Origin of the sequence: Sorangium aterium, assembly GCF_028368935.1 — a bacterium.
In the GTDB taxonomy this organism is placed as follows: Bacteria; Myxococcota_A; Polyangia; order Polyangiales; family Polyangiaceae; genus Sorangium; species Sorangium atrum.
In genome coordinates, this window is the sequence record NZ_JAQNDK010000005.1 from 852,021 (window position 1) to 875,066 (window position 23,046).

At 70.6% G+C, this 23,046-nt stretch carries 17 protein-coding genes; 9 read left to right on the forward strand and 8 right to left on the reverse strand.

Going from position 1 to position 23,046, the window contains the following annotated elements; all coding sequences use genetic code 11:
• Positions 1-279: 279 nt before the first annotated feature.
• Positions 280-894: a ComEA family DNA-binding protein gene (locus POL72_RS41515; RefSeq protein ID WP_272102397.1), complete on the reverse strand. Its 615-nt coding sequence runs from the start codon at positions 892-894 to the stop codon at positions 280-282.
• Positions 895-1,218: 324 nt separating this feature from the next.
• Between POL72_RS41515 and POL72_RS41520 the strand changes: the two genes are divergently transcribed.
• Both POL72_RS41520 and POL72_RS41525 read left to right on the forward strand, forming a co-directional pair.
• Complete coding sequence (locus tag POL72_RS41520) at positions 1,219-2,319, forward strand: DUF362 domain-containing protein (protein WP_272102398.1); 1,101 nt, start codon at positions 1,219-1,221, stop codon at positions 2,317-2,319.
• A gap of 189 nt (positions 2,320-2,508) precedes the next feature.
• Positions 2,509-3,138 (forward strand): hypothetical protein, encoded by a 630-nt coding sequence (locus POL72_RS41525; RefSeq protein WP_272102399.1) that lies wholly within the window; start codon positions 2,509-2,511, stop codon positions 3,136-3,138.
• 69 nt (positions 3,139-3,207) lie between these two features.
• Here POL72_RS41525 and POL72_RS41530 read toward each other — a convergent pair whose 3' ends face one another.
• From POL72_RS41530 to POL72_RS41540, 3 genes are all read right to left on the reverse strand, one after another.
• Positions 3,208-4,449, reverse strand: a complete 1,242-nt coding sequence (locus tag POL72_RS41530; RefSeq protein ID WP_272102400.1) for a serine/threonine-protein kinase — start codon at positions 4,447-4,449, stop codon at positions 3,208-3,210.
• Between the two features lie 250 nt (positions 4,450-4,699).
• Positions 4,700-6,427 carry an acyl-CoA dehydrogenase family protein gene (locus POL72_RS41535; protein WP_272102401.1) on the reverse strand — a complete coding sequence of 576 codons (1,728 nt, stop codon included), beginning with the start codon at positions 6,425-6,427 and terminating at the stop codon, positions 4,700-4,702.
• Positions 6,428-6,492: 65 nt separating this feature from the next.
• Positions 6,493-8,472, reverse strand: coding sequence for an HDIG domain-containing metalloprotein (locus POL72_RS41540; protein WP_272102402.1), 1,980 nt, complete (start codon positions 8,470-8,472; stop codon positions 6,493-6,495).
• A gap of 493 nt (positions 8,473-8,965) precedes the next feature.
• On the opposite strand from POL72_RS41540, the gene folP reads away from it, so the two are divergent.
• From folP to POL72_RS41555, 3 genes are read left to right on the forward strand one after another with little or no spacing between them, the layout of a single operon-like run.
• Positions 8,966-9,889: a dihydropteroate synthase gene (folP, locus tag POL72_RS41545; protein ID WP_272102403.1), complete on the forward strand. Its 924-nt coding sequence runs from the start codon at positions 8,966-8,968 to the stop codon at positions 9,887-9,889.
• A complete protein-coding gene (gene cdaA / locus POL72_RS41550; RefSeq protein WP_272102404.1) occupies positions 9,882-11,198 on the forward strand; it encodes a diadenylate cyclase CdaA in 1,317 nt (438 codons plus the stop codon). Before folP ends, cdaA begins: the two co-directional genes overlap by 8 nt.
• A complete protein-coding gene (locus POL72_RS41555; protein WP_272102405.1) occupies positions 11,195-12,133 on the forward strand; it encodes a CdaR family protein in 939 nt (312 codons plus the stop codon). The genes cdaA and POL72_RS41555 overlap by 4 nt, the downstream gene beginning before the upstream one ends.
• Before the next feature lie 33 nt (positions 12,134-12,166).
• On the opposite strand, the gene POL72_RS41560 is transcribed toward POL72_RS41555, so the two are convergent.
• Both POL72_RS41560 and POL72_RS41565 read right to left on the reverse strand, forming a co-directional pair.
• Positions 12,167-13,201, reverse strand: coding sequence for a BMP family lipoprotein (locus POL72_RS41560; protein ID WP_272102406.1), 1,035 nt, complete (start codon positions 13,199-13,201; stop codon positions 12,167-12,169).
• A gap of 37 nt (positions 13,202-13,238) precedes the next feature.
• Positions 13,239-13,727, reverse strand: coding sequence for a nitrate reductase associated protein (locus tag POL72_RS41565; RefSeq protein WP_272102407.1), 489 nt, complete (start codon positions 13,725-13,727; stop codon positions 13,239-13,241).
• A 112-nt stretch (positions 13,728-13,839) separates the two neighbouring features.
• Here POL72_RS41565 and POL72_RS41570 point away from each other — a divergent pair, with 112 nt between their 5' ends.
• Positions 13,840-14,541, forward strand: a complete 702-nt coding sequence (locus tag POL72_RS41570; RefSeq protein WP_272102408.1) for a hypothetical protein — start codon at positions 13,840-13,842, stop codon at positions 14,539-14,541.
• Between the two features lie 1,158 nt (positions 14,542-15,699).
• Positions 15,700-17,139, forward strand: a complete 1,440-nt coding sequence (locus tag POL72_RS41575; protein ID WP_272102917.1) for a carbohydrate porin — start codon at positions 15,700-15,702, stop codon at positions 17,137-17,139.
• Between the two features lie 96 nt (positions 17,140-17,235).
• On the opposite strand, the gene POL72_RS41580 is transcribed toward POL72_RS41575, so the two are convergent.
• Positions 17,236-18,027, reverse strand: a complete 792-nt coding sequence (locus POL72_RS41580; RefSeq protein WP_272102409.1) for a UPF0158 family protein — start codon at positions 18,025-18,027, stop codon at positions 17,236-17,238.
• Positions 18,028-18,303: 276 nt separating this feature from the next.
• On the reverse strand, positions 18,304-19,815 hold the full coding sequence (glpK, locus tag POL72_RS41585; protein WP_272102410.1) for a glycerol kinase GlpK: 1,512 nt from the start codon (positions 19,813-19,815) through the stop codon (positions 18,304-18,306).
• Between the two features lie 269 nt (positions 19,816-20,084).
• Between glpK and POL72_RS41590 the strand changes: the two genes are divergently transcribed.
• Both POL72_RS41590 and POL72_RS41595 read left to right on the forward strand, forming a co-directional pair.
• Complete coding sequence (locus POL72_RS41590; protein WP_272102411.1) at positions 20,085-21,965, forward strand: adenylate/guanylate cyclase domain-containing protein; 1,881 nt, start codon at positions 20,085-20,087, stop codon at positions 21,963-21,965.
• Positions 21,966-22,087: 122 nt separating this feature from the next.
• Positions 22,088-23,041 (forward strand): acetyl-CoA carboxylase carboxyltransferase subunit alpha, encoded by a 954-nt coding sequence (locus POL72_RS41595; RefSeq protein ID WP_272102412.1) that lies wholly within the window; start codon positions 22,088-22,090, stop codon positions 23,039-23,041.
• The last annotated feature ends 5 nt before the right edge of the window (positions 23,042-23,046 follow it).

The window sequence follows — 23,046 nt, forward strand, 5'->3', positions numbered from 1 at the left end:
GTGTGCCCGAGCGCCCCGGGGGGGCAAGGGGGCATCCGCGCGAGAGCTCGCCAGACCGCGCCGGTCCCAGGAGTCGTCGCGCGCAACGCCCGCGATGCCTGGAGTCGCGCGCGCAACCGCGTTGCGGGGATACCGAAGACAGCGAGCGCCCCGTGACTCGACATCTCGCGCTCGGCGCGTTGACCGGTCCTTGCAGACTCCTTGTCTGGACGGCTCGACCGAAAAGGCGGCTCGACCGAAGAGGCGAGCGGGCCGCTGCGCTGCGGCGCGCGTCCAGCGTCAAGGCGGATCGACGAGCACGAGCGGTCTCAGCCGCTTCAGCGACCGCCGGCCCAGCCCCTTGACCCGGAGCAGGTCATCGACCTTCCGGAAGCGCTTGAGCTTGGCGCGGAGCGCCAGGATCGCGGCCGCCTTCGCTGGACCGACGCCCGGAAGGCGCATGAGGTCCGCCTCGGTCGCGAGGTTCAGCACGACCTTTCCGTCTGCGGTCACGCCAGCGGGAGCGCCCGTCCCGCCATCGCTGGGCGGCGGCGGCTCTACCGCTGCAGCCCCCGCATTGGCGGCCGGCTCGGAGGTGGCCTGGGGCGGGGGGCTTCCGGTGGAGCCGAGCGGCGCTGGATCGCCGGCGACCATCGCCAGCCCTGCGGTCGGGTCTGCCGGGCTGCCCGGGTTGGCCGGGCGGGCCGGGAGCAGGCTCAGCGCATGCCCGGAGCCCACGAGCGCCAGCGCGAAGAACCCCGCAACGTAGGCCGCGACCTTGCCGCCCAGCGCGGTCCAGGCCGAGTCCCTCAGCGCTGCCAGCGCTCGCTCTCGCCACGGGCGACACCCCTCGTCGTCCTGCACTGCATCCGACGGCCCGGCGTGCGAGCCTGTCCCCTTCGATGTCGTTTGCATCGTTCCGCGTCTCCTTCCCATGCCAAGGACGTCGCCCTCCGCGCACCAGCGAGCGGCGTTCGTCTCCTCGGCGTGGTCGCCTGGCGAACGGCGTGCCGGCGCGCGCTCGCCTGGAAACCCGAGCAAATCCCGGGTGCCAGGCGCTCCGGGGCCTGGCGCCGCCATGGCGGAGGCGCGCGGCGCGGCCGGCGCGGCGTGGTCGACCTCGCCGGCGGGCGGCCGAGCGCCGTGTCTCGAGCGAGAAGCTCGGCTACCATCACCGCCCCGGGCGCCCCGCGACCGGCGGCATCCACCACCGCCGCAAGGCGCTCACCACGAGGTCTTATGCCCCACGATCCCCGTCGCTTCGTTGATCCCGGCCCCGCGGGGCGCTCGCGCCGAGGCTTCCTCGGCGGGCTCGTCGCCGGCGCCGCGGGCGCCGCGCTCCTCGGCTCGCGCGCGGCGTTCGCCGAGGAGCCCCTGAGCCTCGCGGCCACGCCGCCCCCCGGCTTCACGCCGCTCTCCATTCCGGGGAAGATCGTGAAGGTCACGAAGTCGAACTCGATGCAGCCGAACGGCCTCTGGCCCGACGCGTCCGCGGCGAAGGTGATGCTCGAGCGGGCGATGGCCGAGCTCACCGGGAAGGCCGACCTCGGGGCCGCCTTCGCGCGGTTCGTCCACAAGGACGACCGCGTGGCGATCAAGACGAACGGGATCGCCGGCCAGAAGGGGGCGACCATGGCCACCAACAAGGAGCTCGTGCTCGAGATCGTGCGCGGGGTGATCGCGGCGGGCGTCCCAGCGGAGAACGTGGAGATCTTCGAGCAGTACCCGTCCTTCCTCGCTGGCACCCGCTGCGCCGACCGCAGCGCCAAGCCTGCTGCCGAGTTCCCGGCCGGGATCCGCGCCGCGGTTCACGAGAACAAGGACGCGGTGATGCCGAGCATCTCGGTCTGCGGCATCCCCACCAAGTTCGTGCGCCCGTTCACCGAGGCGACCGCGGTGATCAACGTCTCGTTGATCAAGGACCACTCGATCTGCGGCTATACCGGCTGCCTCAAGAACATCACCCACGGCACGACGATCAACCCGCACTCCTTCCATGAGCACACCGCGAGTCCGCAGATCGCGGAGCTCTACGGGCAGGACGTCGTGAAGAGCCGTGTCCGCCTGCACATCACGGACGGCTTCAAGCTCATCTACGACCAGGGCCCGCTCGACAAGAACCCGAAGCGGCGTGTCCTCCACGAGTCGGTCTACGCCACGACCGATCCGGTCGCGATGGATGTGATCGGCTGGGGCGTGGTCGAGGCGTGGCGCAAGGAGAACGGGCTGCCCACGCTGAAAGAGGCGAGCCGTGAACCCTCGTACATCCGCATCGCGGGCGAGCTCGGTCTGGGCGTCTTCGACAAGAATAAAATCGCGATGCGCGAGGTCGGATTGTAGCGGCGCCGCGGGATCCGCCCGCGTGACCGCCGTCGATGAGGCCGCCCGCCGAGGCTCGTGTTGCTCATGCCCTGCTCCAGGTCGACTGCGCGCTCGTCCACACGCCGGAGGGCCGCGCCGGTAGTCCCGCTCGTCGCGTCCCTCGCGGTCGTCGCCTGCAGCAGCACCCCCCCGACGAGGCCGCCGGGGTTGCCTCCGACGCCGGCGTCGGTCACCCGGGAGAACCCGGGGGGCGACGCGGCAGACCCCGAGCGGGCCGCGCTAGAGCGGCTGCTGGCCGAGCCGTGGGGGAGGCGGCAGGACCGGTTCAACACGCTCGACGTACCGCTCGTCGACTGGAAGAGCTGGCGCAGGGTGCGGATCTTGACCTACCCGACGCGCGCGACCTTCCGGTACGGCGACGAGCACTACGCCGCCCTGTCGGTCGTGTACACGACCACCTCAGGGCCGAGCGACCCCGACAGCTGCCTCGACGAGTTCTGGGCGAAGAACGCGCCGCTCGCCGACGGTTATGGCGTGCGGCTCGGGGAGGCGCAGATCATCCGCACGACGCAGGAGATCGACGGCGAGGTGCGGCCGCTCGTGTTCAAGGTCCTCGAGGGCAGCGTCGACTCGGTGCTCGTGAGCGACGAGTACGTCGGAGCGATCGCCGTCTACGAGTCGTGGCCGGGGACATGCCTCGTGGCCGCGATGGCCGTGAAGTCGACCCAGCACCCCGAGCTCGCGCGCCGGGTGCGCGACCGCTGGATCGACGAGGGCGCCCCGAAGCTCAAGTGGACGTCCAGTATCACCGAGGCGCCCACGACCAGCGCGCGGTAGCGGCGCCGACGCGCCCTGGCGATGGCCGGTGATGCGAGCGTCACGGCGGCGTCGCGGCGCCCCTCGAGATCAAGGTCCCATGGGCGCCGGGCTCTCCGCGGCCTCGAGCGACCACGGCGCGCCCTGAGCCACGCTGTGGCCAACGACGCAGGCGGCCGCGATGAGCAGGCCGACGGCGACCATCCAGGGGACCCGCAGCGGCGGAAGGACGCGGCTGTCCAGCACGACCTCGCTCTGCCGGTCGCACGAGGCGGAGGCGGGCTCGACGGCCGCGTCCGTCGCCGTGGTGCTGCCGAGATCGTTCGCCGGCGTCGCCAGCATCGCGGCCATGGTCGTCTGATCATCCATCGCGCAGCGGAGCGGGGCCGCGACCGCGCCAATCGCGCTCCGCTTCACGATGGCGCTCCGCTCGGACGGCGGCGGGACCGGGATCGCGCGCAGCGACTCCGACGACGGCAGGGAGGCCGGCGCCTGCACGATCGCGGAGAACGCTTCCATCATCTCCTTGCCCGACTGGAACCGCGCCTCGGGCTCGAACTCGAACGTCCGGGCGAAGAACGCGTCGATCCCGGGCGGGAGCTCCGGCGCGAGCTCGGACGCCTTCGGGAACGACGTCTGGCAGATGTGCCTGACCAGCTCATTGATGTTGGCGCCCGCGAAAGGACACTGGCCGGTGATCGCGCGGTAAAGGATCACCGCCATCGACCAGAGATCGCTCCTGTAATCGACCTGCCTGGGCGCCATGGTCTGCTCGGGGCTCATGTACCTCGGCGTCCCGAGGACCATGCCCGTCTTCGTGATCCGATCGCGAGAGCAGGACGACTTCGCGACGCCGAAATCGAGGACCTTGACCAGATCGTCGCCGGCCGAAGACGTGATGAAGATGTTCCCCGGCTTCAGATCCCGGTGGATCACCCCCGCGGCGTGGATCGCGTCGAGGGCCTTGCCGAGCTGCGTGAACAAGGTCGTCGCCTGCGCGAGCGGGATCCGCTCCTCGCGTTCGAGGCGGCGATTCAGGTCCTCTCCCTCGAGGTACTCCATCACGATGAACGCGCAGCCGCGGTCGACGCCGTAATCGTAGGTCTCGATGACGTAGGGGCTCCGGACTCGCGCGGACGCGCGGGCCTCGCGCTCGAAGCGGGCGATGAGCTCGGGCTCCGTCGCCGCGAAGCTGCGGATGAACTTGATGACGACCCGCCTCCTGAGCTTGATATCGAAGCCCAGCCACAGATCACCCATCCCACCGCCTCCGAGCCTGCGCTCGAGACGGTACTTGTCCATCACGGCACGACCTTCAGCAGTCTCGTTCATGGCTCCGCACCTGCCACCCACTGCTCTAGCCTGGGACAAGTGATCACCCGATTCCTGTCGAAGGGCCCACCCCCAATACTACGCCTGATCAAACTATAGAGCAATCCGTCCGGACGGTGAGCCGAAAACGTCCCGAAACAGAGCGCAGCTCACAACGAATGAGCGTACTGCGCTGAAACGCGCATGGCGCATGTGTGGCTTGATGCGACGTGAGGTGAATCGATGTCTGTCGAGGTGCGGCAGCCTGCGATTACAGGATGTCGAAGGGGTAGGCGCGATCCGCATACGCTCGCACCGCGATGGCCTTGCGCAGCTCGTCGTCGTTCTTCTGGAAGTCGGCGACGTGCTGCCGCAGCCGCTTCTGCGCCATGCCGGTGAACACGGTCGTGAGATCGATCTCCCGCCGCGCGCCGTCCTCCCCGCGCCGCTCGATGGCCCGGGTCGTGCGCGAGATGCACGCGGCCATGCAGTAGAGATCGATGGCCATCTCCGCGATGCGGCGCTGCGCATACTGCATCTCCGCGATCTCCCGCCCGTGCTTCCGGAGCATGTCCTCGCTGTGGGTGGCGAGCTCGGCGGTGCAGTCCTCGAAGATCACCGCCTCCCGGCTGAGCAGCGGGTGCGCCTTCGACATCCGCTCGCGCCCGAGCACCGACCGCGCCTTGCGGAGCGCGAAATCGCTGAGCAGCCCGAAGCCCTTGATGGGCTCTCGCATCGCCTTCGCGACGTCCGCGAGCGCCTTGCCCGGGCCGCTCATCCCGGAGAGCGCCATGAAACAGCGCAGGATCTCGTTCGTCCCCTCGAAGATCATGTTGATCCGAGCGTCGCGCAGGTGGCGCTCGTAGGGGTACTCCTCCATGTAGCCGATGCCGGCCGCGATCTGGAGCGTCTCGTTGACGACGAACCAGAGGGTCTCGCTCCCCATGACCTTGCAGATCGCGCTCTCGATCGAGAAGTCGGGGACCTTGGCGTCGACGAGGCTCGCCGTCAGGTACGTGATGGACTCGAGCGCATACGTGTGCGCGAGCATCGTCGCGATCTTGTCCTTGATGAGCCCGAAGTCGCCGATGCTCCGGCCGAACGCGCGCCGCTCCTGGACCCGGTCGAGCGCCATCCGGATCAGCGTGTTGCACGCGCCCACGCACCCCGCCGAGAGCCCGAGGCGCCCGTTGTTGAGCACCTCGACGGCGACCTTGAAGCCCTTGCCGACCTCGCCCAGCACGTTCTCGCGCGGCACCCTCACGTCGTCGAAGAAGAGCTCCGTCGTCGACGAGCCGCGGATCCCGAGCTTCTGCTCGTTCGGCCCGTTCTTCACGCCCATGCTCCGCTCCACGATGAAGGCGGTGAGCTTCGGCTTGTTCCCCTCCTCGAGCGCCGAGGTCCGGGCGAACACCGTGAAGACGTCGGCGAAGCCTCCGTTCGTGATCCAGATCTTCGACCCGTTCAGCGTGTAGTACGAGCCGTCGGCCGACATCTCGGCGCGCGTCCTGATCGCCGCGGCGTCGGAGCCGGCGCCCGGCTCCGTCAGGGCGAAGGCCGCCATCCACTCGCCGGTCGCGAGCTTCGGGAGATACCGCTGCTTCTGCTCCTCCGTCCCGAAGAGCTGGATCGCCTTGAAGCCGATCGACTGGTGCGCGCCGAGGGTGACGGCGATCGACGCGTCGAGCCCGCCGATCTCCTGCATCACGCGCGCATACGCCATGTTGCTGAGGTTGACGCCGCCGTGCTCGGCCTGGATCTGCAGGCCCATCAGGCCGAGCCTCTTCATCTCGGCCAGGAGGTCCGGATCGATGGCGTGCTCCCTGTCGATCCGGCCGCTGTCGACGCTCGACGCGAAGAACCGCCGCACGCTGTCGAGCATCATCGACGTCGTCTCCCGGTCCTCCGCCGGCATCTCGGGATACGGGAAGATGATGTCCTCGGCGATGATGCCGTGGAAGAGGGCCTTCATGAAGCTCTGCTCGATCGTGGGAGGCATCGGACCGTCCTTTCCTGGAGCAGGCCGCTCGGCCTCCGCGGGAGCGCGCGGCGCGCCCGGCCTGCTCAGTGCGTCTTCCTCGGCGTCCGCACGGACTCCGCCGGGCTCTCGTCCTTCACGGGCCCTCCGGCCTCGTCGACGACGACGGGCGCGACAGCGCCCCGTGCGCTCGAGGAGGGCGGCGGGACGGCGCCCCGTGTGCTCGAGGGGGGTGGCGGGACAGCGCCCCGTGTGCTCGAGGGGGGCGGCGGGACAGCGCCCCGCGCGCTCGAAGAGGGCGAGGGGGCGGCGCCCCGTGTGCTCGAGGAGGGCGGGGCAGCGCTGCCGTCCCGACCCGGCGCGCTGGACGCCGGGACGGGCGTGGGCGTGGCGGGGCGCGTGGGGTGCGGCGTGACCGTCGGCGGCGCAGGCGTGTGCCCGGCGCGATCGCTCTCGCGCTGCCACGGGTACTTGATGCGCCCGTGGTACATGTTGACAAGCGTCGACGCCATCCGGCTCGTCATGATGCGCAGGTCCTCGATCGTCAGCCCGGATTGATCGAGCTGGCCAGACGCGAGCTTCGAGAACATCACCCGCTGGATCATCTCCTCGAACTTCTTGTGCTCGGGCGGCCAGATGGTCCGCGACGCCGCCTCGATGGAGTCGACGAGCATCAGGATGGCCGTCTCCTTCGTCTGCGGCTTCATGCCGGGATAGCGGAAGTGCTCCTGCGTCAGATCCTTCGGGTTCCCGTGCTCGACGCACTTGTGCCAGAAATACTCGACGACCTGCGTGCCGTGGTGGGTGTACGCGAACTCGACCACCGGCTCGGGGATGTTGCCCTCGCGCAGGATCTTCGTGCCCATCACGACGTGCGCCATGATCGCGTCGGCGCTCACCTCCGGCTCGAGCTCCTCGTGCGGCGATCGCTCGCCGTGCGGGAGGTTCTCGATGAAGTACTTGGGCTGCACGGTCTTGCCGAGGTCGTGGTAGTAGGCGCCCACGCGCGTCAGCAGCGCGTCGGCGCCGATCGCCGCGGCCGAGGCCTCGGCGAGGTTCGCCATCGCGCGCGCGTGCTCCCAGCTGCCCGGCGCCTCCGCCGCCATCTTCTTGAGCAGCGGCTGTTCCAGGTCGGTGAGGTCGAGCAGCTTGTCGCGGGGCACGTGCCCCATCGCCCGCTCGGCCGGCTCCCTCAGGCTCCGGCCGAGCACGCCGACGAGCAGCCCCCCGCCGACGCAGGCCAGGACGTTGGAGCCGAGCCAGCGCTTCAGATCGGCGCCGAGATCGAAGCTCCCCTCGAACAGCACGGTCAGCGCGATGAACCCGATCGCGCCGGCGATGCCCGCCAGGCTGCCCGCGACGAGCAGCTGCCGCGAGCCCTTGCGCTTGAAGAAGAACATCGTCGCGGCGATGCCGCGCACGAGCAGCACCGACAGGAGCACCACGTCGAACCGGAGCAGCGACGACGCGATGAACGCCACCCCGACCTCGACGAGGAACGCGGTCCGCCGATCGAACGCGATCGCCACCCAGAGCGGGAGCGCCGCGACCGGCATCCAGAACTCGGGCAGCGCCGTGAAGAGCAGGAGGAGCTTCGCGACGATGAGCGAGCCCGTCATCAGGACGAACATGCCCACCTGCGTGCGGAGCAGCCGCACCCGGTTCTGCCCGAAGCGACGCAGGTAGACCGTCAGCATCAGGCAGACGATGAGGTAGATGGCGTACATGCTCGCGAGGCGCGCGCCGAGCCCGGGCCGCCTCATCCGCCGCACCGTCTCGTACGCCATCGCGGCGTTGTGATCCTCGTTGTGCTCCGAGAGGAACGTGCCGCGCGGCACGATCACGCGCCTGTGCTCGTAAGAGAGCGTGAAGCTCCCGTCGTGCGTGTCGCGCACGATCCGTGGACCGTACGGGACGCGCAGCGTCACGGGCGCAGGCTTGCCCATCTCGGGGCTGAGCGCAGGGATGAAGAGCTCGCCAACGCCGAGCACGGCGAAGCACGCCGCGAAGAGGGCGCTCAAGACGAAGCCGGCGAGGGGACCTGCCCGGATACGCGTGCGCAGCATGGAACCGCTCGGTATCGTCCGCTGGTGCAGCCTGAGAAACGGTTGACAGGGCACGCTCGCGCGTCGCCCCGCCTCCACCGGACGACCGCGAGGGGCCGCCGATGTCGATGTGTAGGCGGGACCCTAGCAAAGAAGCAAGGCCGAGTCAGCGGCGCGCGGAGCGCGGGCCCCCGGGCACGCCGCCCCCTTGCTTGATTGCCTCGGTTCTCTGCGTTCCGTCCGTTCCCTCGGTTCCCTTTCTTCCCCATGGTCCGCTCCGAGTCCCCGCCCGAGGGCGGGGCGGCCGCCGGGAAGCCGGCGCCCGAAGCGAATGTGGACGCCGGTGCGCCGTCCAACGCCGGCGCGCGCCCGTCGGCCCACCCGGCATTGGCGGGAGCGCAAGGCGCCGGACCACCCTCGCGATGTTCCAATTGCTCCTGGAAAACATCGATTCGAGCAGACAATTGCCGTTCGGCGCAAAAGTTGCTACCCACAGGAAATGTCCCCGCTGCGCATGCTGCTCGAACGCCGCAGGAGCGTGGTGATCATGGGGGTCCTGAACCGCACGCCGGACTCGTTCTCCGATGGCGGTCGCTTTGCGGATGAAGATACGGCTCTCGCGCAGATCGATGCGATGCTCTCCGAGGGGGCAGACATGATCGACATCGGCGCGGAGTCGACGCGGCCGGGCGCGCGGCCCGTGCCGGATGACGAGCAGATCGCGCGCATCGGCGGGAGCGTGCGCGACGCGGTGAGGAGGGGAGCGGTGGTCTCCATCGACACGACCTCTCCCGCCGTGGCGGCGCGCGCGCTCGACGACGGCGCGGCCGTGGTCAACTCGATCTCGCTCGACAGCGCGGCGGAGCTCGGCGCGCTCTGCGCTCGGCGCGGGGCGTCGCTCGTGCTCATGCACAGCCGCGGACCGATGTCGGCGATGGCCGGCTTCTCCGCGTACCCCGACGACGCCTACGGCGACGTCGTAGCCGACGTGGCCCGCGAGTGGTCGAGCGCCGCCGCGCGGGCGATCGAGGCGGGCCTGCCGGAGGGCGAGCTCGTCCTCGATCCGGGCCTCGGCTTCGCCAAGAACGCGCGGCAGTCGCTCGAGCTGTGCGCTCGGCTGCGCGAGCTCTGCGCCCTCGGCTTTCCCGTGCTCGTCGGGCCAAGCCGCAAGTCGTTCCTGGCGCGCGCCGCGGCCTCGGAGGCCGCGGGGCGAGGCGACGGCGGGGAAGCGCCGCTCGCGCCGCCCCCCGACCGCCTCGGCGGCACCGTCGCCGCCGCGCTCGCGTGCGTCGCGCGCGGCGCCGCGGCGGTCCGTGTCCACGACGTCCTCCCCGTGCGCCAGGCCCTCGACGTGATGCGCGCGATCGAGCGCGCGGGCGCCGGCGACCGTCGGCGCACGGATGGCCCCGTCGCCCAGGGGGCGCGCGGCGATGGTTGAAGGGTTCCTCCGCCTCTTCTCGGTGAGGCCGGCGACGCAGGTCATCCGGGACTTCTTCGACATCTTCATCGTCGCCTACGTCGTCTATCGCGCGCTCCTCGTGCTGCGCGGGACCCGCGCGATGCAGATGGGCCTCGGGCTCGGCATCGTCTTCCTCATCTATCTCGGGGCGAAGATCTTCGGCCTGACCACGCTCCTCAACCTCCTCTCCTGGCTCCTCTCCTCGATCATCCTCATCGTGGTCGTCGTCTTCCAGAACGACATCCGCCGCGCCCTCATCCGCGTGGGCGGCAGCAACTGGTTCACGAGCGGACGCGAGCAGCAGTCGCGCGTCATCGACGAGGTGGTCGCCGCCGCGACCGAGCTCGCCCGCCACCGCATGGGCGCGATCATCGCCTTCGAGCAGGACGCCAACGTGCTGGAGTTCGTGAAGAGCGAGGGGATCCACATCGACTCGGTCGTCACCCGAGAGCTGCTCGTCTCGCTGTTCGTCCCCGAGTCGGTGAACAAGCTGCACGACGGCGCGGTGCTGATCCGCGATCTCAAGATCGCGCGCGCCGGCGTCTTCTTCCCGATGCCGGAGACCAAGATCCTCGACGCCAGCCTCGGCTCCCGCCACCGCGCCGCGCTCGGGATCACCGAGGAGACCGACGCGGTCGTCGTCGTCGTCAGCGAGGAGCGCGGCACGATCAGCTTCTGCTTCAGCGGCAACATCGTCTCGAACCTCGACGGCCAGTCGCTGCGGCACGCGCTGCTCGGGCTCTTCGGCCGCTCGTCGCGCAGGCGGCGCTTCGCCAAGAAGGTCGCCCAGGTCGGCCGCGCGAGCCTCCCCACGCCGGCGGCGCGCGGCCCCGCCGTGGGCGCGACGCAAGGCGCCGGGCAGGCGCACGAGCCCGGTAAGCCCGCCGCCGCGAAGCCTGCGCCGATCGAGGCCAAACCTGCAGCGCCGGTCTCGAAGACGTCCTCGATGATCAAGGCGGCCGTGGACCCCGACGCGCGGCCGATGGCGCGGATGTCGACGTCCACGCCGATGCGCTCGGGCGCCGAGGCGCGCGCCGCGATGGGATCCAGCGCCGACCTGCGCGCCGGGGCCGGCGCCGAGGCGCGGGGCCCGGGGGGGACGGCCGGGCCGCAGGACGCGGATCGCCCGTCCGAGCGCGGCCGGCCGGCCATGGTCGACGTCCCCGCGGCGGCCGCGACCGACTCTCCCGTCCCGTCACAGCGCACCTTCGTCCCGACCGGGCAGGTCGCGGCGACCGCCGCATCCAAGGGGAGCGCGGAGGGGATGCCCCCGCGAGATGAGCCATGACGCTTGCCGGCATCCGCGAGGCGCTCCGCTCGGCGCTGCTCGACAACCTCGGCCTCAAGCTGCTCTCGATCACCTTCGCGCTGTGCCTCTACGCCTTCATCCACGGCGCGGAGAACGCGCAGCGCACGCTCATGCTCAGCGTCGTCTCGATCCTCCCGCCCGAGTCGAGCAACCGGCAGCTCATGACCCAGATCCCGAACGAGGTGGCGGTCACGGTGCGGGGCTCCCGGACGCAGCTCGACGATCTGCGCGCCGAGAGCCTCGGGACGCTGCGGCTCGATCTCCGTAACGGCACGGTGACGCACATCGATCTCGACGCCTCGATGTTCCACGTGCCGGCCGGGCTGATGGTCGAGCAGATGTACCCGTCGACGATCGAGCTTGGCTGGGACGACGTCGTCACCCGGGCCATCCCGGTGCACGTACCCCGCACCGGGGACGCCGCGCAGGGGTTCCTCGTGAAGGGGATGATCTCGGTCGAGCCGCCGATGGTCAGCGCCCGCGGCCCGCGCTCGGTCGTCGACGTGATGCAGCTCGCGCGCACCGCGCCGTTCGACATCAGCGGCCTCACGGAGGGCACCTACCAGCGGCAGCTGGCGCTCGAGCGGCCGCCGAAGCTCGTGACGTACAGCTTCGAGAGCGTGATGGCGACGCTGGAGATCGGGCGCGAGCTCGCCACGCGGACGTTCGAGCGCAAGGTCGAGGTGATCGGCATCCCGCGCGCGACGGTCGCGCCGGCCGTCGTGCAGGTGCGGATCACGGGGACGCCGGAGGACGTGGGCGCCGTCAACGCCGACGCCATTGTGGCGCGCGTGGAGCCCAAGGCGGCGAACCTCGATCTGAGCCAGCCGGGCAGCGACTTCCTCGACGTGCTCGTCGACGTTCCGCGCGTCACCGCGGAGGTCAACCCGTCGAAGGTCATGGTGAAGTGGTGAGCGCGGCGCGCTGACGCTCCGCCGCCGCGGACGTCAGCGCGAGGGGACGACCAGCTCGCCCCGCGCGATCCGCGCGGACAGCGCGCTCACCCGCGCCTTCGTCGCGTCCGGGATCCCCGCCGCGTGCGGGCCTTCGCTCACGTAGCCGACGCCGCCCTCGGCCAGGCCGAACGACGAGAGGCCGCCCTCGAAGCGACCCTCCACGAGCGCGCGGATCACCTCGAAGACCGCCACGTCGGCGCGCTTGATCATGCTGGTGAGCACCGTCCCCGGCATCTCGTCGTGCTGGTCCCTGTCGACGCCGATCGCCTTGACGCCCATGTCGCGCGCCGCCTCGAGCACGCCGTGACCCGTCGCTCCGGAGACGTGGAAGAGGACATCGGCGCCCGCCGCGGCCTGGCTCACCGCGAGCGCCTTGCCCTTCACGGGATCGCGGAACGCGTCGGGCGTGGTCCCGGCGTAGGCGACGCTGACGTGGCACGCGGGGCAGACCTCTCGCACGCCCGCGCGGTAGCCCGCCTCGAACCTGTGGATGAGCGGCATGTCCATGCCGCCGATGAAGCCGACGCGGCCCGTCGCCGTCGTGAGCCCGGCGACGGCGCCGACCAGAAAGGTCCCCTCTTCTTCGCGGAAGGTGATGCCTGCGAGGTTCTCCGGCAGCGCGCCGGACGGCGGCGGCGCGTAGTCGAGGCACGCGAAGCGGGTGGCCGGGAACGCGCGCGCGACGACCTCGACGTCGGTCGAGAAGATGAAGCCGACGCCGATCACGAGGTCGAACCCGCGCGCCGCGAACAGGCGCATCGCCGCTTCGCGATCCTCCGCGCCGCTCGGCTCGAGCACCTCGGTGGTCACGCCGAGCTCGCGCGCGGCGCGGGCGAGCCCGAGATCCGCGGCGTCGTTGAAGCTCTTGTCCCCGCGCCCGCCGACGTCGAAGACGAGGCCCACGCGGACCGACGCGCGCTCGCCCTCGCCGCGGGGCGCCTCGCCGCGCGCGGGCAGGAGCAGCGACAGGGCAGCGAGCGCCGCGACGACGGCGGTGGCACGGCGGAGGGGCAGCGCGGCGGGCATGGATCGAGCGGGCGACAGCGGCGCGCCGCTCGGCTGCTCAGCCGGGCGGCCGCTCGCCGCCGGCGTCCCGGGACAGCCCGAGCTCGCCGAGCAGCGCGCGCAGCTTCTCGGGCCCGCGCTTCGGATCCGCAAGCTTGACGATGGCGTAGCGCTCCTCCTCGGTCAGCTCCGCCAGGCGGCCGAGCGCGCCCTCGTCGAGCGCGCCGTCCGGGCCGAGCCGGTCGCGCAGCCGCGCGCTGACGCTGTCCCGGTCCCAGGCCGCGCGGCGCACCGGCGCGCCCGCGAGCGGGGCGAGGGCGACCCCGGCGCGCTCCGCGAAGCCGCGGAGCACCTCGGCGTAGACGGCGACATCCTCGTCCGTGTCGACCGGCAGGTGACACAGGGCGAGCCGCTCCGCGCGCGACAGCGCCTGCCACCCTGCGAGCGAGATCTTGATCTCGGCGAGGTCCAGCTTCCGCCGCACCGAGAGCGGCACACAGTCGAGCGAGGCGTGGACCTCGCCCTCGAGCGCGAACTGCCTGTACATGGCGCCATTCTATACCCGCTGCCCGCGCGCGGACCCTCCGCGAACCGACGCTCCGCGAGGCGCGGCGCAGCCCGGGATGGGATGCGCGGCGCCGTTGCGCTAGCCTGCCGGTGTGCGCCGCTCCGGGCTCCTCACGACGCTGCTCGCGTCGCTCGCGCTCGCGTCGTTGACCCCGAGCGCCCATGGCCAGGCCGCGACGTCGGCGGCGGCGCCGGTGCCGCTCGACCGCGTCGTCGTGCGCTGGCATGCGCCGGAGACGGGCGGTGTGCGTCGACCTCAGTTCATCTTCGAGCGGGAGCTCGCCTTCGAGGCGCGCCTCGAGGCGCTCGCGGATCCCGACGCGGAGCCCGGGCTGTACCGGGACAGGCACGTCCGCGCCGCGCTCGACAGGCACATCGCAGAGACGCTGCTCGCCAGCCTGCCGATCTCGCCGGCGCCGACCTCGACCGAGGTGGCGCAGCGGGCCGAGGCCGCCCGGATCGCGCTGGAGCAGCGCGCTCGCGGCCGCGCGCGCCTCCTGGCCGCGGCGGCCGCCGAGGGGATGAGCTCCGACGAGCTCGACGCGCTGCTGCGCCGTCAGGCGCGCGCGAGCTTGTACCTGGACCGCATGGTCGCGCCGATGCTCGAGCCCACCGATTTCGAGCTCAAGATCGTCCTGCGCTCCGGCGCTACGCCGTTCAAGGATCAACGCTACGAGGAAGTCGCCCCGGCGCTGAAGCGATGGTATGTCGGGCAGCGGCTCGCCCAGGCGCTCGACGCGTACTACCAGAACGCGCGGGCCCGGGTCTCCTTGAGCATCATGCCCGCTCGCTGAGCCGCGCCGCGCGACGTGGCGAGCGGCCGGTCGGTAGCGCGCCAGGTGGTGGCATGACCGAGCGGTGAGAGAGCGGAAGTCCATCTCGCGGGTCGATTCCACCTCTCGATATCGATGGACGGCACCAGACATCGCGAAGAGGGCCCACATGCCGCTGTCCACGCGAAGGATGGAGGCCTCTCGTTCAACTCAAGCGTTCGGTGCGGCGAGTCGGTGGCATCGCGGCGCTCGCCGCAACCGCGCCCGGGGCTGCCAGGCACACCCGGCCTCGCCGAAGCACCTGGGATGTCTCGGGGCGACAGCGCAACGCCCTTCCTGGACAAGAACATGTCCACCCGCGCTGCACTGCAATCGAGACTGGCCCGCTCTGGATCTGCGCCGTTGCGACGCGATGCGTTATCATGTCGACCGAGGGCGATACGGCTGCGCGGCCTGCGCTCAGCGAGCCGATCCTGCGCGCGCGCGCAGGATCGGCTCGCTGGCGCGGCGCGTCCGGTGCGCCGGCGAGCGTCAATGAAGCTCACCGGGGCGAGGGGTCGCTCTGGGTTCAACCCAGGAGAGAGAGACGAGCACCCCGGCGGCGCCCCGGCCAGGTGTCGACATGAAAAGCCAGGTTCGTGGTCCCGAAACACGCGGCACATCGTCGGGCGCGGCGGCGCCACCGCGCTGCGAAAGCGCAGCTGGCCGGGGCTGGCCAATGCAGCCTTCCTGTCCGTGTCACGCGCGCGGCGCGCACCCGGTAACGCACCAGGGGGCACCCGTGAATTCTTCTGGCAACACTTCAGCCAGCGCGAGAGCCAGCGCGAGCCTGTTTTTGGTGCGTTGCGTCATTTCAGGCCCCCGTTCCTGGCCCGAAGAAGAGGGCGGGTCCTGCTTAACCAAGTGATTTCGATTACTTAATAATAACGCGCCGCAGAAGATGACAAACTGCCGAAGGCGGTTCGGAGACCTTTGACATGAACAGAACGTTCCTGTTAACTGTGCCCCCCGCGGGCCCCGCATGTGTGGCAGCGGGTGGCTCTTTCCTACAGAGTCAACTTAGATTCTCTTGACAGGCCACTACCTCTGCCGCGCTTGGCCATCTGGCCGAATCACCTCCCATCACCCCAAAGCACACTCCCAGAGAATGGATAGGAGCGTCGTTCGATGACATCACTTATGAGAGACAGGTCGTCGGTCCCCAGCAAGCGAATCGCGGGTCGGCGCGCCGCTGTCCGAGCCCTCGGGCTGCTTTCCGTCTCCGCCCTTTGCCTCACGGCGGCGCCGCGGTCGGCTCACGCGGTGGGGAGCGAGAATTTTGAGTGGCACTGGTACTCACGCCTCGGCATGGCGTGGTCCCCGGTCTACGGGCAGAACGTCCAGGGCGCGTCCCTGAACCTGCTCGGGTTCGGCATCGGCGGCCGCTACGAAGAGGGCGATTACTCCGAGCCGTCGTTCGTCGCGCACGTGGTGAAGGGCGCGACGCCGGATGACTTCTACGTCAAGTCCGAGATGACCTTCGCCATCTGGAACCAGTACGGCGGGCCGTTCATGCAGCCGTCCTCGAACGGTGGCCAGTCGATCACGGTGCAGTTCAACCAGGCGTACATCGAGGCCGGCAACTTCCTCGTCCCGGGCCTCAGCGTCTGGGGCGGCGCGAAGTTCTTCCGCGAGCAGTACGCGCCGATCGGCGACTACTTCTACCTCGACGACCTCAGCGGCCAGGGCGGCGGTATCAAGTACGGCGGCCTGCAGCTCGCGATCCTCGGCTATCGCGGCTTTGGCAACACCACCCCCCCCTACAACGTCGACGTGAACGGCGACGGCGGTGTGGACGTCGAGCGCTTCCGCACCGTCTTCGCCGGTAACTACAAGGCGGAGTTCGGCGGCGAGGCCAAGCACCACGTCAAGGTCCACGGCGAGTTCCACGTCCTGCCGGCCGCGAAGCGCGGTGAGGGGTGGGCGGTGCCCGACAACGCGCCGGCGGACTTCGGCGGCGTCATCGGCGCGAAGCTCCACCTCGGCCTCGGCCAGGGCAACTGGAGCGACACGGCGGTGCGCTTCGGCACCGGCATCGCCAACGGCGCCGCCGGCGGCGCGAAGACGTACCAGACCTGGGGCGCCCCGAACGACGAGGGCACCTTCGCGGGCTCCTTCGCCATCGAGGCGGTCGAGCACCTCGGCTTCCGGCTCGGCGACGCCGCCGCCCTGGAAGGCCTCGCCACCTTCCACTACACGAAGGCGGCGTACGAGGCCGAGGGCGCGGCGCCCCCCACCGCCCTCGAGAAGCAGATGGACTTCTCGGTCCAGGCGAACGCCACGATCTTCGCGCACAAGAACTTCCACCCCGTCGTCGAGGCCTCGTTCCAGGGCCGGAAGGACGGCGACGGCGACCTGGGCACCGCGGTCAAGGTCTCGGTCGTCCCGACCCTCGTGCCGACGGGCGAGCTCAGCGCCGGCGCGCGGCCGCACTTCAAGCTCATCTACTCGCTCGCCATCTACAACGATGTCGCGAGGGATGCGGCGATGTCCGGCTACCTGCAGCGGGTTGGCGCCGGTCCGGGCGTCGGCTCGAAGGTCGGCCAGTACATCGGTGCCCGCACCGACTGGTACTTCTAGACCGCTCGGTCCTCGAAGCCGCCGCTCTCTTCCGTTCCCCCACCCACCCTCAGGCCAGCGCCCCGGCGCCGCGATCGCGGCGCCGGCGGCGCGCCCTCACGCCGTATCGCTGCGCGACTCGCTCGCGATCTCCTGCGAAGCAGGCCCGGCGTCGTCGTCCACCGGCCCCTGGGCCTCGTGGTAGTGGTGCGCGAACGAGCGCGCCGCGCGGCGCGCCTTCAGGAACTCCGCGAACGCCGTCAGCGTGTCGAGATCCCGCGGACCGAGCGCCTCGGCGATGTCGCGGAGGTTCTTGCGCAGGCTCTCCACGCTCTTGCCGCGGCGGGGCTCTCGCGTCTCTTCACGCTCGCGCTCGCGCGCCGGCGGCTCCACCGCAGGGGCCGCCGGGACGACCGCCTCCGGGCGAGCTGGTACCTCCGGCACCCAGAGCGGGCGAGGGACCGGGTTCAGCGCGTGAGCGCTCAGCCACGCCTCCATGAAGATCCGCAGCCGCTCGCTGCGGAACGCGAACCAGCGCTCCCGCTCCGGACCGTAGGACATCAACACATCCTTGAAGCGACGGAACGCGCCCTTGCCATCGATCGCCTGGCTGAGCTTCGCCTGGAGATCCATGTCTTCCACCATCGGGATGTAGCGCTCCATCCACCGGTACTGCTCGCGCGAGCTCACGGGATCGATCCGGAGGTAGTTCGCGTCCGCCGCGATGCGCGCGTGCATCTGCGGATCCGCCACGCCGTCGACCACCCGCAGCACGTCGCCCGTGCCGAGGTGCAGGTACGAGTGCACCTCTGGGGCGTTGTTCTCGAAGGCGTCCTCCAGCGCCTCCCAGTCGATCGGGATGTCGCGAACGGCCGTCCCGCCGGCTGAAGCATTCTCGGTAGTCGGCATGTCCTCCTCGTCTCCATCGAAAGCAGCGAGGCGGCGGTGGGCTGGCCGCGCGCCTCGGTTCAAGTGCACCAAGTTTGAACGGAAATGCGCCGTCGTCATAGCACTCTACGCTGGTTGGGGGCTTCTGGGCCTAACTCTCGCAACCTAGGGTTGATTCCTTGATCCGGAAGCCCGTTCGGCCGCCGAGCCGCGGCGCGATGACGGCTCGGGAGAGAGCTTCGGAAGTCCTGGTTCAAGCGGAAAACAGCGTGGAAATTCAGGGGAATCGGCGAGTGCTCAGCTGCGCTTCGAGCGCGTGCGGGCGATGGCGTCGGCCCAGCGGTGGAGGTGGGCGGATCGATCCGCTTCGCTCATCGCGACCTGGAAGCTCTGCCCCACACGGGACATGCGGGCCGCGTCCTCCTTTGTGAGGAAGAGGCCGGCGCCGACCCCGGCGAGCATTGCCGCGCCTCGCGCCGTCGTCTCCAGGTCGGTGGGGCGCTCGATAGCGACGTTCGCCACGTCCGCCTGGAACTGCATGAGCAGGTCGTTCGCGGCGGCGCCGCCGTCCACGCGCATCCGGCGCAGCGGGTGGCCCAGGTCGTCGGCCATGGCCCGCACGAGATCCGTCACGGAGAGCGCGATTCCCTCGAGCGTCGCGCGGGCGAGGTGCGCCGCGGTCGTGCCGCGCGTCACGCCGGAGATGATCCCGCGAGCGTCCGGATCCCAGTAGGGCGCGCCGAGGCCCGAGAGCGCCGGGACGAACGTGACGCCCTCGCTCGAGGGCACGCTGCGGGCGAGCGCCTCGATCTCCGCCGCGCTCTTGATGAGGCCCAGGCCGTCGCGGAGCCACTGCACCGCCGCGCCGGCGATAAAGGCGCTTCCTTCGAGCGCAAAGACCACCTCGGAGCCGATCTTCCACCCGACGGAGGTGAGCAGGCCGAAGCGGCTCCTGAGCGGGCGATCGCCGATGTTGGCCAGCACGAACGCGCCGGTGCCATAGGTGCACTTCGCGTCGCCCGCGGCGAAGCAGGCCTGGCCGAAGAGGGCCGCCTGCTGGTCGCCCGCGACGCCGGCGATCGGGATGCCGTCGGGCAGGTGCGGGAAGCCGCGAGTCGCCGCGATGCGGCCCGCCGACCCGACGATCTGCGGCAAGAGCGGGCGCGGGATCTGGAGCATCGCGAGCATCGCGTCGTCCCAGCTCAGCGACGCGAGGCTCATGAGCAGGGTGCGCGACGCGTTGGTGACGTCGGTCGCGTGCACCGGCGAGCCGCCGGCCGCGTCGCCCGAGAGCCGCCAGACGAGGAAGCTGTCGATGGTGCCGAAGCAGAGCTCGCCGCGCTCGGCGCGCGCGCGCGCGCCGGGCACGTCGTCGAGGAGCCACGCGAGCTTCGTGCCGCTGAAGTACGGATCGAGCACGAGGCCGGTGGTCTCCTCGACCGCCTGCTCGTGGCCCGCGGCGCGGAGCTCGGCGCAGCGCGCCGCCGTGCGGCGGTCCTGCCACACGATCGCGCGGTGGATCGGGCGCCCGGTCGCGCGCTCCCAGACGAGCGTCGTCTCGCGCTGGTTCGTGATGCCGATGGCCTTGATCGCGCTGCCGGCCACGCCCGCCGCCCTGAGCGTCTCGCCCACGGCATCCTGAACGCTCTGCCAGATCTCCTCCGGGTCGTGCTCGACGAGGCCCGGCTCCGGGAAGTGCTGGCGAAATTCGCGCGTGGCGCGGCCCAGCGTCGCGCCCGACGTGTCCATGAGGAGAGACGTCGTTCCGGTGGTGCCCTGGTCGATCGCGAGGAGGTACGCGGAATCCATGCGGCCGACTAACGCGGCGGCATGTGGGCGCATAGCCGTTCCAGGCGGCGCCTCCATGAGATGCAGGGCCCGGCAGGCTAATCATCCGGTCAGGTATCCATGCGACAGCCGACGGCAGCCGCCCCGGGCGGTCGGGCTCGGCGCAGGTGTTTCCAGCGGGGCCGAGGCGCATTTGGCGCGGCCCGGCACGGTCGCTCCCCTCGGCCGACGCTGGACTTCGGCCGGAAAGATTGTCGGTCCGTGCCCGGCTGGGTAATCTGCCAGAACCGATGGCCCGCCTCATCCTGCAGACCGCCGAGGGCCAGCAGGCGATCGATCTGCGACCCGTGAACTCGCTGGGGCGCCACCCGAACAACTCCATCCAGTTGCTCGACAAGATCGTCTCCAAGGAGCACTGCATCATCGAGCAGCGGGGCGATCACTTCGTCCTGCGCGATCTGGGGAGCCTGAACGGCACGTTCATCAACAGCGAGCGTGTCCGGGGCGAAGCGCCGCTCAAGCACGGGGACGAGATCGCCCTGGGGTCCACGCGTGGCCGCTTCGACGATCCGGGCGCCCCGGTCGCGCCGCCGCTCGTCCCGGGCTGGCCGCCCGTGGTCAACCACCAGGGCGCGGCGCCGGCGCAGCCGCCGGGCCACGGGTATCCGCCGCAGCCGCCGCAGTACCAGCGCCAGCCGCAGCCGCCGCTCCCGGGTACGCCGGCGGCGCCGCCGGTGACGCGCCAGCCGTACGTGCCGCCGCCGCCGCTGGGCGCCGGACCGGGCGGGACGGCGCCGCTGCCAGGGCGCTCGGGGGCGCACGGTGGCTCGTTCGTCGCGCAGGGCACCCGCATCGACGTGAACGATCAGGCCCGGCAGATCGGGACCCAGATCGCCGCTGTCGACAAGGGGTTCCTGGCGTTCGATCGGATCGCCAACGACATGAACCAGCTGCGCGCCGACTACGAGCGGCTGCGCCTGTCGCACGAGCTGTCCCGCGAGATCGCCGCCGAGCGCGACACGACGAAGCTGCTCGAGAAGATCCTCACGAGCGTGTTCAAGTTCATCCGCGCCGACCGCGGGGTGATCTTCCTGCGCAACGAGAACGGCGAGCTCACCCCGCAGGCCATGCAGCGGCGCGACGGGACGACGGCCCCGATCAGCGTGTCGTCGACGATCCTGAACCACGTCGTCCACGAGCGGGCGGCGGTGCTGACCCACGACGCGGCGATGGACTTCGCGGCGTCGAAGGGCAAGAGCATGATCTTGAACCGGATCAGCTCGGCGATCGTCGCCCCGCTGCAGCACAACAGCGAGGTGCTCGGCGTGCTCTGGCTCGACTCGGAGACGCTCGCGCAGTTCCAGCCCAAGGACCTCGAGCTGGTCACGGCCATCGCCTATCAGGCGGCGATGTTCATCGAGATCAACATCCTCGGGAAGAAGATCGAGAACGAGATCGTCACGCGCGAGCAGCTGCGCCGGCTGCTCTCGCCGAACATCGCCGAGCGCGTCCTGAGCGGCCAGCTCGCCGTGAAGCAGGGCGGCCAGCACGTCGAGGAGTGCACCGTCTTCAACAGCGACATCCGCGGCTTCACGCGCATGGCCGAGAGCAAGCGGCCCGAGGAGCTCGTCGAGATGCTGAACGAGTACTTCGAGCGGATGGTCGACACCATCTTCCAGTTCGAAGGCACGCTCGACAAGTTCATGGGCGACGGGATCATGGCGCTCTGGGGCGCGCCGGTCGCCCACCGGGACGACGCGGTCCGCAGCGTGGAGTGCGCCCTGAAGATGGGCGAGGTGCTCGGCGAGTTCAACCGCGAGCGGCTCGAGAAGGGCGAGCTGCCGCTCGCTGTGGGCATCGGGATCCACACCGGCCCGCTCGTCGCCGGGTACATCGGGAGCTCGAAGGCGCTCAGCTACACGGTGATCGGGGACGTGGCGAACACGTCGGCGCGGCTCTGCTCCATCGCGCTGGCCGGACAGATCGTCATCAGCGAGAGCACGTACGCGCAGCTCGGCGGAAGGTTCGAGACCGAGGAGCTCCAGCCCGCCAAGGTGAAGGGCAAGGACAAGCCGGTCACGATCTACAACGTCATCCGGAGCCGGCCGATGTCGCAGGTCCCGGCGAACGCCTTCATCCACGCCGAGCCGACCAACGCGCTCCCCGAATGACCGAGGTGACGCGGCGCCTCGGCCGATCGGCCGGGGCGTGCGCGCGCGTCATCCCGTGGACGATGCGGCGCGGCAGCACAGCGCCGTAGCCGTCCGCCCGCTGCAGCGTTAGGGTCCGCGCCGTGGCTGCTTCGATCCTACCCTTTGAGAAACCTGTCGCAGAGCTCATCGAGAAGGTGCGGGAGCTGCGCGCGCTCGCCGCGGCGGACCCGCGGTTCGAGCCGGAGCTCGCCCAGCTCGAGGACAACACGGGCCGGCTGGCGCGCGAGATCTTCGCGGGCCTCACGCCGATGCAGAAGGTGCTGCTCTCGCGGCACGCGAACCGGCCGTACACGCTCGACTACATCAAGCGGCTCTTCACCGACTGGGTCGAGCTGAAGGGCGATCGGCGCTTCGCCGACGACTGCTCCATCGTCGGCGGGCTCGCGACGTACCACGGGCGGAGCGTGGTGGTGGTGGGCCACCAGAAGGGGCGCGGCGCGAAGGAGAACGTGAAGCGCAACTTCGGGATGCCGCACCCGGAGGGATACCGGAAGGCCATCCGGCTCTACGAGATGGCCGACAGGTTCGGGCTGCCGATCCTGACGTTCATCGACACGATGGGCGCCTACCCGGGCATCGGCGCCGAGGAGCGCGGCCAGAGCGAGGCGATCGGCGCCGCGCTCGCCGCGATGGCGCGGGTCGGGGTGCCGATCGTGGCGACCGTCATCGGCGAGGGGGGCTCGGGCGGCGCGCTGGCGCTCGGCGTCGCCAACCGGGTGCTGGTGCTCGAGTTCAGCTGCTACTCGGTCATCTCGCCGGAGGGCTGCGCGGCCATCCTCTGGAAGGACGGCTCCCGCGCCGACGAGGCCGCGGCCCGGCTCAAGATCACCGCGCCGGATCTGCTGCAGCTCGGCGTCGTCGACACGATCGTCGACGAGCCGACCGGCGGCGCGCACCAGGACCACGACGACGCCGCGGCGCGGCTCGACAAGGCGCTCTGGGCGACGCTCACGTCGATGGACGGGCTCGGGCCGGAGGAGCTCGTCGACGACCGGTACCGCAGGTTCCGCGGGCTCGGGTCGTTCGTGGGTTAGGCGGC

Coding starts and splice junctions, on each gene's coding strand:
- POL72_RS41515 (WP_272102397.1), bottom strand. CDS start 894: ATGCAAACGACATCGAAGGGGACAGGCTCGCACGCCGGGCCGTCGGAT.
- POL72_RS41520 (WP_272102398.1), top strand. CDS start 1,219: ATGCCCCACGATCCCCGTCGCTTCGTTGATCCCGGCCCCGCGGGGCGC.
- POL72_RS41530 (WP_272102400.1), bottom strand. CDS start 4,449: ATGAACGAGACTGCTGAAGGTCGTGCCGTGATGGACAAGTACCGTCTC.
- POL72_RS41535 (WP_272102401.1), bottom strand. CDS start 6,427: ATGCCTCCCACGATCGAGCAGAGCTTCATGAAGGCCCTCTTCCACGGC.
- POL72_RS41540 (WP_272102402.1), bottom strand. CDS start 8,472: ATGCTGCGCACGCGTATCCGGGCAGGTCCCCTCGCCGGCTTCGTCTTG.
- folP (WP_272102403.1), top strand. CDS start 8,966: ATGCTGCTCGAACGCCGCAGGAGCGTGGTGATCATGGGGGTCCTGAAC.
- cdaA (WP_272102404.1), top strand. CDS start 9,882: ATGGTTGAAGGGTTCCTCCGCCTCTTCTCGGTGAGGCCGGCGACGCAG.
- POL72_RS41555 (WP_272102405.1), top strand. CDS start 11,195: ATGACGCTTGCCGGCATCCGCGAGGCGCTCCGCTCGGCGCTGCTCGAC.
- POL72_RS41560 (WP_272102406.1), bottom strand. CDS start 13,201: ATGCCCGCCGCGCTGCCCCTCCGCCGTGCCACCGCCGTCGTCGCGGCG.
- POL72_RS41565 (WP_272102407.1), bottom strand. CDS start 13,727: ATGTACAGGCAGTTCGCGCTCGAGGGCGAGGTCCACGCCTCGCTCGAC.
- POL72_RS41575 (WP_272102917.1), top strand. CDS start 15,700: ATGAGAGACAGGTCGTCGGTCCCCAGCAAGCGAATCGCGGGTCGGCGC.
- POL72_RS41580 (WP_272102409.1), bottom strand. CDS start 18,027: ATGCCGACTACCGAGAATGCTTCAGCCGGCGGGACGGCCGTTCGCGAC.
- glpK (WP_272102410.1), bottom strand. CDS start 19,815: ATGGATTCCGCGTACCTCCTCGCGATCGACCAGGGCACCACCGGAACG.
- POL72_RS41590 (WP_272102411.1), top strand. CDS start 20,085: ATGGCCCGCCTCATCCTGCAGACCGCCGAGGGCCAGCAGGCGATCGAT.